Below are 11,268 nucleotides of genomic sequence, written 5' to 3'. Positions count from 1 at the left end.
TTCCCTGACCAAGGCGCTTACGCTTTTCTTACATAAACCAGAAAAAGTAGGACTTAAACGAGGTGCAATAAGATGACAAAGAAACGAATGGGTCTGTTAGTAATGGCATATGGTACCCCATATTCAATAGATGATTTAGTACCATACTATACCCATATTCGCCATGGCCGTAAACCAACACCAGAACTAATAGAGGATCTCAGGAATCGTTACGAAGCAATTGGGGGAATCTCTCCGTTAGCAAGAATTACCTTAGATCAAGCTGAAAAGCTTGAAGAACATCTTAATCAGATCCAAGATGAAATTGAATTTAAAATGTATCTAGGGTTAAAACATATAGAGCCATTTATTGAAGATGCAGTTAAAAAAATGCATGAAGACGGGATCGAAGAAGCTGTAAGTCTTGTGCTTGCCCCGCATTTTTCAACCTTTAGTGTAAAATCGTACAATGGAAGAGCTGTGGAAGAAGCAGAAAAATTAGGCGGGCTTAAAATTAAAACGATTGAAAGCTGGTACAAGGAACCAAAATTTATTAGCTACTGGGCTGATAAAATAGGAGAAATCTTTGACCAAATGGCTCAAGCAGAAAAAGAGCAGGCTGTTTTAATTGTTTCTGCCCACAGCTTGCCTGAGAAGATTCTTCAATCCGGCGACCCCTATCCAAGTCAGCTGAAAGAAACAGCTGATTTAATAGCCAAACAAGCAGGAATTAAAAACTATGAAATTGGCTGGCAAAGTGCCGGGAATACACCAGAACCGTGGATTGGTCCGGATGTTCAGGACTTAACGAGAGAATTGTTTGATCAGAAACAGTACAAGTCTTTCGTTTTTGCACCGGTGGGTTTTGTATGTGACCATCTTGAGGTACTATATGATAATGATATTGAATGTAAAGCTGTAACTGATCAATTAGGGGCAAAGTACTATCGCCCGGAAATGCCAAATGCTAAAGATGAATTTATTGATTGTTTAGCAACTGTAATTTTAAAAAGTTTAGCTTAAATGGAAAGACAAAAATTTTAAATCGATTCAACTAGGAGCTGTTCAATAAGATCAGCTTCTTTTTTCTAGGCTGTGTTAAAGCTTATTGTTGATTTTATAACGATGTTGATTGGAGCGGAAATCAACATCAGCCTTATTCTAAATCATGAATGGATGAAACTTTTTGAGTATATTAAAGATAGACTAAGAAATGGAGGTCATCATATGAAATTGACCGTTATTGGATATTGGGGCGGTTACCCAAAGAAGAATGCTGCAAGTTCAGGCTATTTAGTGGAGCATGAGGGATTTCAATTATTACTGGATTGTGGGAGCGGAGTGTTATCAAAACTGCAAAATGTACTACAACCAGAGGAATTGGATGCAGTCATCCTCTCACATTACCACCCGGATCATATTGCGGATATTGGGGTTTTACAGCATGCTAGATTAATACAAGGCTTCCTGGGAAAGGAACTTCCTAATCTGCCTGTTTACGGGCATTCTTTTGATCAACATGAGTTTAGCAAATTGAGCTATAAAACAATTACGAAAGGGATAGCGTATAATCCTGATGACATCCTATCAACAGGACCATTTCAAGTTTCATTTTTAAAAACGAATCATCCCGTTTCTTGTTATGCTATTAGAATTGAAGCGGGTGGAAAGATCCTTGTTTATACGGGTGATAGTTCATTTAAAGAGGAATTTATTGAATTCAGCCGGGATGCAGATATCCTTTTATGTGAATGTAACTTTTATGGAAATCAAAATGGCAAGTCGGCAGGTCATATGAATAGTATTGAGGCTGGGCAGCTTGCACAGAAAGCCGGGGTAAAGCAATTAATACTTACGCATCTGCCCCATTATGGGAACCTTGATGAGTTGCTTACGGAAGCATCCCGGGAATTTAGCGGTATAATAAAACTTGCTGAAGAATTTTTAACTATTTCACTATAAGGAAGGGAAAATGACGATGCTATTTATCAATAACAAAGGGATTACCGATCCGCGGATCAATCTAGCGATTGAAGAATATGCGTTGAAAAATCTGGATATAAACGAAACGTATTTGTTGTTTTACATAAATGAACCATCGATTATTATTGGGAAAAATCAAAACACCATTGAAGAAATCAATACGGATTATGTTGAAAAGAATGGTATTCATGTCGTCCGCAGATTATCAGGGGGTGGTGCCGTTTACCATGACCTTGGGAATCTGAACTTTAGTTTTATTACGAAAGATGACGGGGAAAGCTTCCATAATTTTCGTAAATTTACGGAGCCGGTGGTTGAGGCATTGCAAAAATTAAGGGTAAACGCTGTGTTAAGCGGTAGAAATGATTTAGAAGTTGAGGGCAGGAAAATCTCCGGAAATGCCCAATTTTCTACAAAGGGCAGAATGTTTAGTCATGGAACCTTGATGTTAAATTCGGAAATTGAGAACGTAGTATCAGCTTTAAAAGTTAAAAAAGAAAAAATTGAATCAAAAGGGATTAAATCTGTTCGCAGCCGAGTGGCTAATATTTCCGAATTCTTAACAGAAAAAATTAGTATTGAAGAATTTCGTTCTTTACTTTTAAAGAATATTTTCGGCGGACAAGATGAAATACAGGAATATATTTTAACAGAAGGGGATTGGGATAGAATTCACCAGCTTTCGAAAGAACGTTACCAAAACTGGGACTGGAATTATGGGAAATCGCCGAAGTTTAATCTTCAGCATTCGCAACGTTTTCCAATAGGCTCAATTGATGTCCGTTTAGAGGTAAATAAGGGACTAATCGAGAACTGCAAAATTTATGGTGACTTTTTTGGTGTAGGTGAGGTATGCGAGATTGAGAAAAAAATAACAGGAATCCGCTATGAAAGAAGTGAAATTGAGCGGGCACTTTCGGATGTAAATACAAAGCATTATTTTGGGAATGTATCAAAAGAAGACATTATTAATTTAATATATTAAAAAATGGGCGATGTTGTTTAGACATCGCTAATTTTTTTATTATATTTACGAGTTATACTTGAATACGTAAAATTCAGGCAATATAATATATTTAGAAAATTAAATATGAATGACTACTCATTCAGGGGGAGGGAAACGATGAATCTTTCAGATCAGCTTCAAGAAACTGCCAAGAAATTTGCCGATAAACCAGCCTACTATTTTATGGGTCAACAAAGCACTTATGCTGAATTAGAAGCTGCTATCCAAAAATTTGCCTCAGGGTTAGAAAAATTGGGACTCAAGCAAGGTGACCATATTGCTTTGTTATTGGGAAATTCACCTCACTTTGTCATCAGCTTATATGGAGCATTGCGTCTTGGGGTAACCGTCATCCCAGTTAATCCTATCTACACCGCGGATGAAATTGGCTATATCTTAAAAAATGGAGATGTAAAAGCGGTGGTTGCACTTGATTTAGCATTACCACTTGCAGAAAAAATGCATACGTTACTCCCAAAAGTAGAGCATTATATTTTTTGTGAATCAAAACCGAATAGTCTTGTTCAATCAGAACTAGAAAGACTAACCGTTCACCCTAAAATGAAATCGTTTACACAAGTAATTGCCTCTGGTGAGCAGTCATTCCAAGCTCCAACTTTAGAGGAGGATGAAGTGGCAATTATTCTTTATACCTCTGGAACGACTGGAAAACCAAAGGGCGCCATGTTAACCCATAAAAATTTATATAGCAATGCAAAGGATGTTGGCGATTACTTAAAAATGAATCAGGATGATAGAGTGGTCACAGTACTGCCGATGTTTCACGTGTTTTGTTTGACTGTCGCCTTAAATGCCCCATTGCTAAGCGGAGCGACCTTATTAATAGCACCTAAATTTAGTCCAAATGAGATCTTCTCGTTAATAAAGGACCATAAGGCTACTGTCTTTGCCGGTGTACCGACCATGTATAATTTCCTCTATCAATATCCCGATGGCAATCCGGATGATCTCGGGTCCTTACGTTTATGCATTTCCGGTGGTGCTTCTCTTCCGGTTGCGTTGTTAAAGAATTTTGAGAAAAAATTTAATGTGTTGATTTCAGAGGGATATGGATTATCGGAAGCATCCCCGGTAACCTGCTTTAACCCGCTTGACCGTCCGCGCAAGCCTGGCTCTATTGGTACATCCATTCTCCGAGTGGAAAATAAAATTGTTGACGAACTTGGGCAGGATGTTCCAATCGGTAGTGTTGGAGAACTGATTGTCCACGGCCCCAATGTGATGAAAGGGTATTATAAAATGCCTGAAGAAACACAAGCCGCAATTCGAAACGGCTGGCTTCATACCGGTGATATGGCCAGAATGGATGAAGAAGGTTATTTTTATATTGTTGACCGGAAAAAGGACATGATTATTGTCGGCGGTTATAATGTTTATCCTCGTGAAGTAGAAGAAGTAATTTATAATCACCCGGAAGTGGTTGAGGCGGCTGTTGTGGGGATACCTGACCCTAATCAAGGCGAGGCAGTTACTGCCTATGTTGTCAGCAAAAATCCTGGACTGACAAAAGAACAGGTTCAAGAATATTGCAGAGAACATCTTGCCAAATATAAAGTGCCAACTACAATTGAATTCATAGAAGAACTGCCAAAGAATACGACTGGAAAAATACTAAGAAGGGCTCTAAAAAATCAACTCTCTCTGAAGGTGGAAAATTAAAAAAATTTTTTAAAAGGCAGGCATTTTACCTGCCTTTTTAGAATTCTCTAATTAGGGGAGGGGAAACAATGGAGCAAGTTTTACTTGAGATTCAAAATCATGTAGCAGTCATCACCATTAATCGTGCAGAAGCACTTAATGCTTTTAATTATGATACTTTACTAGAATTAAAACAAAAAATAGAATCCATCCGCATTAATCAAGAGGTAAGGGCGGTTATTTTTACGGGTGCAGGGGAGAAGGCCTTTAGTGTCGGTGCGGATTTAAAGGAGCGAAAACATTTAACGGAGGAACAGGTCAAACGAAATTTAAATAAAATCAATGAGGTTTTTAACGATATTGATCAACTTCCACAACCCACGATTGCGGCCATAAATGGTTTTGCATTTGGCGGAGGGATGGAACTGGCTTTAGCTTGTGATTTTCGGATTGCCGCCCATGATAGTTCCATGGGATTAACGGAAACGAGTCTGGCCATTATTCCGGGTGCTGGCGGTACTCAGCGATTACCTAGACTCATTGGACAGGCAAAAGCTCTTGAACTCATCCTGACAGCAAAACGTCTTACAGCAAACGAAGCCGATCATTATGGATTACTTACAAGGGTTGTCAATCGGAATATTTTGTTAAGTGATTGTTTCGCTTTTTGCTCACAGATGTTAGCTAACGGACCCGTGGCTTTACAGCAGGCTAAGTTTGCGATAAAGAATGGAATGAATACTGATTTACATACAGGCCTGCAAATCGAACGAAAGGCATATGAGGTAACACTGCCAACAGAGGACAGGATGGAAGCATTACAAGCCTTTTCAGAAAAGAGAAAACCAAATTTTAAAGGGAAGTGACATGGTGCCAGGCACCATGTTTTTTTTATTAGTTTGTAGTGGTCCAATCAGCTTTTGGAATAAGCATTCCTAATAGAAAAAGTCCTATACTCCTATCTTTTGCAGAGACTGACTCAAAAGATGGTTGATAAATCATTTTCATTTTCCACACTCTGTTGATTGGAGCGGAAGGCGGCGAAGACTCCTGCGGGAGTAAGGGGCAGGGGAGACCCCACAGGCGCAGCAGCGCCGAGGAGGCTCCCCGGCACGCCCGCGGAAAGCGAAGCCGCCTGGAGCGTAAATCAACAGACTAGTTTAATGCATAAAAAAGAAGTGCCCTGAAAGTATACTTTTGGGACACCCTCTTTTCGTTTTCTTAGTTCTAAAACCTCCTTTTTAAACTAAACTAGGAATAGAGAGGTTGTACAAGAAGGGGGACAAAATCATGGTGCGAAAAATGGGGGTCTATGCGGTTTTGGCCTTTTGTTTATATGGTTTATTAATTTATTGGTATTTATTTCATTTTGCTAATACCTCATTACCATTTGAATATCAAGGCTCCAAAGCAGACCCATCCACTTTCCTTAATGGGAGAGAGTTAAGTCTTAGCGAAGAATATTCGAAAATTAGAAACTTATTGTTTTTTTTATCGACTCCATTTGAATGGCTATTTTATTTTCTAATCCTGTTATTTGGCTTTTCAAAGGCCTTTAAGCGCTGGGCAGATCAATCAGCAAAATATAAGGTACTGCGAATGCCAATTTATTTAATTTGGTTATCCTTTTTTGCCTTTGTAGCTACCTTTCCTTTGAATTATATCAGCTATTCTTTATCAAGGACCTATCATATATCAACCCAAAGCTTTGCTTCTTGGATGAAGGATGAATTAATTGATTTCTGGATTAATTATGGTACCTGGCTGATTATTGTTCCAGTTCTTTACTGGTTAATGAAGAAAAGCCAAAAGCGCTGGTGGCTATATGGCTGGCTGTTATCCGTACCTTTTACATTATTTATGATGTTTCTGCAGCCAGTTGTGATTGACCCGTTATACAATGATTTTTATCCTTTGAAAAATAAAGAACTGGAAACAAAGATTCTGGTATTGGCAGAGAAAGCACATATCCCGGCACAGCATGTTTTTGAGGTTAACATGGCGGATAAGACGAATGCGTTAAACGCTTATGTAAGCGGGATTGGTTCCAATGCAAGGATTGTCCTTTGGGATACCACATTAAACAGGTTAAATGATAACCAAATTTTATTTATCATGGCTCATGAAATCTGTCATTACGTAGAAAAACATATTTATTTTGGTATAGCTGGTTACCTGCTGCTTTCCTTGCTGGGTTTATATCTAACTTACAAAATAATGAACTGGGCTGTAAGAAAATGGGGCAAGGAACTAAAAATAGACGATGTAAAAGATATTCGCTCTTTGCCGTTATTTTTTATGATTTTATCTCTGCTTTTATTTTCTGCGAGCCCACTAACTAATCTGGCCTCACGTTATGAGGAAACGCGTGCGGATAAGTATGCAATTGAAATGACCAAAAATCCGGAGGCGGCGATTAGCTCTTTCCAAGAGTTAACCCGGTCTGGTTTAAGTGAAGTTAACCCGCCTTTACTGGTGAAAATATTCCGGTATACTCATCCGTCCATGTTAGATCGAATTTCCATGTTAGAGGAATATGAAATTGAACATCGTAACCAATAGTTTAAGCATTTTAGGCCAAGGATTTTTATCCTTGGCCTTTTCTAATACAAGAGGTTGAGCTTTTGTGTCTATAAAAAAAGCTGTGTTCAACTTGGATGTTGATTTCCGCTTTGTCGTTCGCTTTCCGCTCCAATCAACATCGTTTCAAAATCAACAATAACCATTAGCACAGCCAAAAAATAAAAACCGCCGTTGATCACGGCGGTTAACATTTTAGGTCCCAAATCGTTTGTTAATCAATATTAGCTCATTTGAAAGAAGCTGAAAGGTCTGTTTATCACGGGTATCAATGGCTTTGTCAATTTTTCTCATCAACTTTTCCTTTTCCACATTCAACTGGATTTCCGACAACAGCATCTCGATGTATAAATCCTGGACGAAGTTCTCTTTCATACGGGTTCGTTTCATGGCACCAATTTTCATTAATTCTTGGTAGGACTTATCGTTCATGAAAATCACCTCTGAGCTTTTTTAAAGTATATGGCAGTTTTGGCATAATATCAATACTTTTTATAATTTTCTGATAGTTTATTTCTTGACAAATAAATGTGAATACTTTCGGAACAATTCCCAGAAAGTAAGGGAGTGAAAAGTAAAAGGTGGTAAGATATGGTGGATAAATGGAATAAAAAGGAGTTGGGACTTTGACGCAAAAGCAGACCGGAGATTATATAGTGAATTCCTGTACCATGTATATAAAACCAGAAGAGTATGGAAATAAGGTGTTTTCATTAATTGGTGAAGTCGAAGACGAAATTCTATCTCCGCTTAAACCATTCAGTATCATACAAAAAAGCTGTGCTTATTATGGTGTCGATTATGAAGGCAGAAGAAAAGGGACAAGGCTATTAATTGAATATTCTCGAAAACTTCCCATAGTGATTGAACCCATGAACAACATTTATACTTTCTGTACGGCTTCCCCGGAGAGCCCTAAGTGTATCTGGTTCTTCACTGAACATATCAAAGATTATCGGCGTTTTTCCGCACGTGAAACATTAGTCACTTTCCGCAATAATCAATCTCACATTTTCCCTGTTTCATATAATACATTTAATTCCCAAATGTTACGGACTTCTTATTTACAAATGAAGTTAATGCAAAGGGTGGAGTTTAATAATAAAAAATTGGCTTTTTTGCTTCATGGTCCCAACCCTTCAAAAGCATCAGAGAGCAATGAACTTTATTTGAATAAAAGAAAATAATAGCTACCGGGCTAGGTGTTTTTTTGATAAATAGGTTTCTAATAATTCCTGGACTTTGTTTCGAATTCTTGGATTAAAATAATTATGATTTTCTTCATAGCCCTTATAGATAAACATATACGTTGTAAAAGCATCATCCCGTTTGGTTTCAATTACTTGTAGCTTATTCCTCTTCATGTATTGTTTAACATCAGCTAACTCCCGTTGAATGCACTTCATGGTTTCATCAATTAAATTCAAGTAGGGCTGCTTTAATTTAAAAGAGCTGTTTGTTACAACGTTTAAATCACGGTTAAGAATAATAAGAACCATTGGTAAATAAATGGCCTTCTCCATGATGTCACGCTCATCCTCAGGAATTCTGGTCATCTTGACTTCACCCTTTCTTAAAAAAACGAACAAATGTTCTTTAATAATTTTACCAAGAACAGACCAATAAATGCAATAAGAGATTATTTTAAGAAAGCTTGTCATAGGACGAGCTTTCTTTGTTGCAAAAATAAGGAAAGATATGAGAAAGTTTTTATTAATAGAAGGATATTTAATAGGGGAAAATGAATTAAAATGATAAAACTACAACGTTAAATAAAATTGGAAGGGAAATATGGTGGACGAATGGATGATAAACAAATGAGAGCTGATCGACATCAGAAAAAAAGAAAAAGATGGCCGTCCATTTTACTTGTATGTTTACTTTTGATTGGTGGAGTATCAGGATATGCTTATTATCAATATAAACAAGGTGTTAATCAATCCTTAAAAAACATTAACACGGATCAAAAAGAAGCAAATGTAGTTTATAATTTTGAAGGGCAAAAAGATCAGTACGGTGATACAAATGTTTTGCTGCTAGGAAGTGATGCAAGGGGAAATGAAAAATCCCGTGCCGATACCATAATGATTTTACATTATAACGAAGATAAGGGAACCTTCAAGCTAACATCGATTATGCGAGACAGCTATGTCTCCATTCCAGGGCACGCAAAACATAAAATTAATTCAGCTTTCGCTCGCGGAGGTCCTGAGTTAATGAGACAAACGATTAAGCAGAATTTTGATATTGATTTACAGTACTATGCCATCGTGAATTTTCAGGGATTTGTCCAGCTTATTGATGAAGTTTTTCCTAATGGTGTAGAGATTAATGTTGAAAAAGAAATGTCAGAGTATGTGGACACACCATTAGAGCCTGGTCTTCAAAGACTAAATGGCAAACAAATGTTAAGCTTCGTTCGTTTTCGTCATGATGCTGTTGGTGACTTTGGGCGTGTAGAAAGACAGCAAATAGCTATTAAGGCCATTAAAGACCAATTAAGTGGTGTTAAAACTATTGCAAAACTTCCAAAATTGATTGGTGTCGTGACACCGTATATAAATACCAATATGACAACCACTGATGGGTTATTTATGGCTAAAGAATTCCTTTCAGGTGACCAGAATATTGAAACTCTCCGAATTCCCATTGATAACAGCTTTACAGAGCCCCGGATCAAAGGAGAAGGAGCGATACTTGATATTGATGTAGAGAAAAATAAAGAGGCACTCCATCAATTTATAACGAAGTAAGATATATAAAATAAAGGAGAAAGCGGGATGGACATCGAATCACTTAAAGCTTGGTTTACACTTGAACATATTATGAGCCTCATACAGGAGTATCGGGCTCTTGGTCCGGTACCAGGCATCTTGTTGATCATTGTGGAAGCATTTTTGCCGTTTCTCCCTTTATTTGTGTTTGTAATGGCTAATGCGAATGCCTTTGGTCTTTGGTTTGGATTTTTGTACTCTTGGCTGGGGGCTTGTTTAGGTGCCATGCTTGTTTTTTTTCTAATCAGAAGGTATGGGCAAAAACGGTTATTGTCGTTTTTGCCCAAGCATCCCAAGGTCCGGAAACTTATGGATTGGGTGGAACGTCATGGGTTTGGTCCACTCTTTTTACTCTTATGTTTTCCATTTACTCCATCCGCAGTTGTAAATATTGTTGCTGGTCTTTCAAGAATTAGCTTTGCTCAGTACATGCTGGCAGTGTGTATTGGGAAAATGGTGATGATTTTTACGATAAGCTTTATCGGTTATGACCTTCATTCATTGATAACAAAACCTTTTCGAACGGTCATTGTTTTGCTTGTTATTTTTATTCTTTGGTTAGTGGGGAAAAGAATTGAAGTTAGAATGAATAAGCGTTTGGAAATTGACCATAATGGAGAAATACATAGAAAGAAAGAAAAGGAGAAACGGAGGAGTGTCAATGAAGATTGAATGGAAAAAAGAAGGATTAGAATGGGTTAAAGCTTTTGCCATCGGAATTATTATTTTTGCTTTTATTCGAACTTTTTTCTTTTCTAATTATATAGTAGAAGGCGAATCCATGATGCCGACTCTCCAGGACGGAAACAAACTCGTAGTTAATAAACTGGGGTATCAGGTTGGTGAGTTAAACCGTTTTGATGTGATTGTTTTTCATGCTAATGCCAAAGAGGACTTTGTTAAGCGGATTATCGGACTGCCTGGTGATAAAATTGAGTATCGAGATGACACGTTATATATAAATGGTCACAAGTATGATGAACCCTTCTTAGATATTTATAAAAAGAAATCCCCAGGTTTAAAATTAACAGGAGATTTTAGTTTAAAGGAAATTACCGGTGAAGATACTGTACCTGAGGGCAAATTATTTGTTCTTGGTGATAATCGGTTAGGAAGCTGGGACAGCCGTCAATTTGGCTTTATCAATGCTAGCAAAGTTGTCGGTAAAGTAGATCTTCGCTATTGGCCGTTAAATGAAATAAATGTTCATTTTTAAATAAAGGATGCTGACGACACGATTTATAAAATCGTGTTTTTTTTTGAAATCCAGAGGGTGTCCCAAAAGTT

13 protein-coding genes are annotated in these 11,268 nt (G+C 37.6%); 10 read left to right on the top strand and 3 right to left on the bottom strand.

All coding sequences use genetic code 11. The features are described from left to right. The first annotated feature begins 72 nt into the window (after nucleotides 1-72). From hemH to V7266_RS03420, 6 genes are all read left to right on the top strand, one after another. Nucleotides 73-1,002, top strand: a complete 930-nt coding sequence (gene hemH / locus V7266_RS03445; RefSeq protein ID WP_335465823.1) for a ferrochelatase — start codon at nucleotides 73-75, stop codon at nucleotides 1,000-1,002. Nucleotides 1,003-1,206: 204 nt separating this feature from the next. Continuing rightward, nucleotides 1,207-1,941 carry an MBL fold metallo-hydrolase gene (locus V7266_RS03440; RefSeq protein WP_335465822.1) on the top strand — a complete coding sequence of 245 codons (735 nt, stop codon included), beginning with the start codon at nucleotides 1,207-1,209 and terminating at the stop codon, nucleotides 1,939-1,941. Between the two features lie 16 nt (nucleotides 1,942-1,957). Continuing rightward, nucleotides 1,958-2,947: a lipoate--protein ligase gene (locus V7266_RS03435; protein WP_335465836.1), complete on the top strand. Its 990-nt coding sequence runs from the start codon at nucleotides 1,958-1,960 to the stop codon at nucleotides 2,945-2,947. A 138-nt stretch (nucleotides 2,948-3,085) separates the two neighbouring features. Beyond that, nucleotides 3,086-4,648 carry a fatty acid--CoA ligase family protein gene (locus tag V7266_RS03430; RefSeq protein ID WP_335465821.1) on the top strand — a complete coding sequence of 521 codons (1,563 nt, stop codon included), beginning with the start codon at nucleotides 3,086-3,088 and terminating at the stop codon, nucleotides 4,646-4,648. Nucleotides 4,649-4,716: 68 nt separating this feature from the next. Next, nucleotides 4,717-5,493 carry an enoyl-CoA hydratase-related protein gene (locus V7266_RS03425; RefSeq protein WP_335465820.1) on the top strand — a complete coding sequence of 259 codons (777 nt, stop codon included), beginning with the start codon at nucleotides 4,717-4,719 and terminating at the stop codon, nucleotides 5,491-5,493. 424 nt (nucleotides 5,494-5,917) lie between these two features. Further along, the gene (locus V7266_RS03420) at nucleotides 5,918-7,189 is read left to right on the top strand and encodes a M48 family metallopeptidase (RefSeq protein WP_335465819.1); all 1,272 of its coding nucleotides are present in this window, start codon (nucleotides 5,918-5,920) and stop codon (nucleotides 7,187-7,189) included. Between the two features lie 86 nt (nucleotides 7,190-7,275). On the opposite strand, the gene V7266_RS03415 is transcribed toward V7266_RS03420, so the two are convergent. After that, complete coding sequence (locus tag V7266_RS03415) at nucleotides 7,276-7,401, bottom strand: hypothetical protein (RefSeq protein ID WP_335465818.1); 126 nt, start codon at nucleotides 7,399-7,401, stop codon at nucleotides 7,276-7,278. Between the two features lies 1 nt (nucleotide 7,402). Further along, complete coding sequence (locus V7266_RS03410; RefSeq protein ID WP_335465817.1) at nucleotides 7,403-7,639, bottom strand: IDEAL domain-containing protein; 237 nt, start codon at nucleotides 7,637-7,639, stop codon at nucleotides 7,403-7,405. A 194-nt stretch (nucleotides 7,640-7,833) separates the two neighbouring features. Here V7266_RS03410 and V7266_RS03405 point away from each other — a divergent pair, with 194 nt between their 5' ends. Beyond that, nucleotides 7,834-8,394, top strand: a complete 561-nt coding sequence (locus V7266_RS03405) for a competence protein ComK (protein ID WP_335465816.1) — start codon at nucleotides 7,834-7,836, stop codon at nucleotides 8,392-8,394. A 3-nt stretch (nucleotides 8,395-8,397) separates the two neighbouring features. On the opposite strand, the gene V7266_RS03400 is transcribed toward V7266_RS03405, so the two are convergent. After that, entirely contained in the window at nucleotides 8,398-8,763 is a 366-nt protein-coding gene (locus tag V7266_RS03400) for a hypothetical protein (protein WP_335465815.1), read from the bottom strand. 246 nt (nucleotides 8,764-9,009) lie between these two features. Between V7266_RS03400 and V7266_RS03395 the strand changes: the two genes are divergently transcribed. From V7266_RS03395 to lepB, 3 genes are read left to right on the top strand one after another with little or no spacing between them, the layout of a single operon-like run. Then, entirely contained in the window at nucleotides 9,010-9,960 is a 951-nt protein-coding gene (locus V7266_RS03395; protein WP_335465814.1) for an LCP family protein, read from the top strand. Between the two features lie 27 nt (nucleotides 9,961-9,987). Further along, nucleotides 9,988-10,653 (top strand): TVP38/TMEM64 family protein, encoded by a 666-nt coding sequence (locus V7266_RS03390; protein ID WP_335465813.1) that lies wholly within the window; start codon nucleotides 9,988-9,990, stop codon nucleotides 10,651-10,653. Then, nucleotides 10,643-11,197 (top strand): signal peptidase I, encoded by a 555-nt coding sequence (lepB, locus tag V7266_RS03385; RefSeq protein WP_335465812.1) that lies wholly within the window; start codon nucleotides 10,643-10,645, stop codon nucleotides 11,195-11,197. The genes V7266_RS03390 and lepB overlap by 11 nt, the downstream gene beginning before the upstream one ends. Nucleotides 11,198-11,268: the final 71 nt, after the last annotated feature.

The sequence above is a fragment of the Neobacillus drentensis genome (genome assembly GCF_036965645.1).
In the GTDB taxonomy this organism is placed as follows: Bacteria; Bacillota; Bacilli; order Bacillales; family Cytobacillaceae; genus Neobacillus; species Neobacillus drentensis_D.
This window is presented reverse-complemented; position numbering and strand designations above follow the sequence as displayed.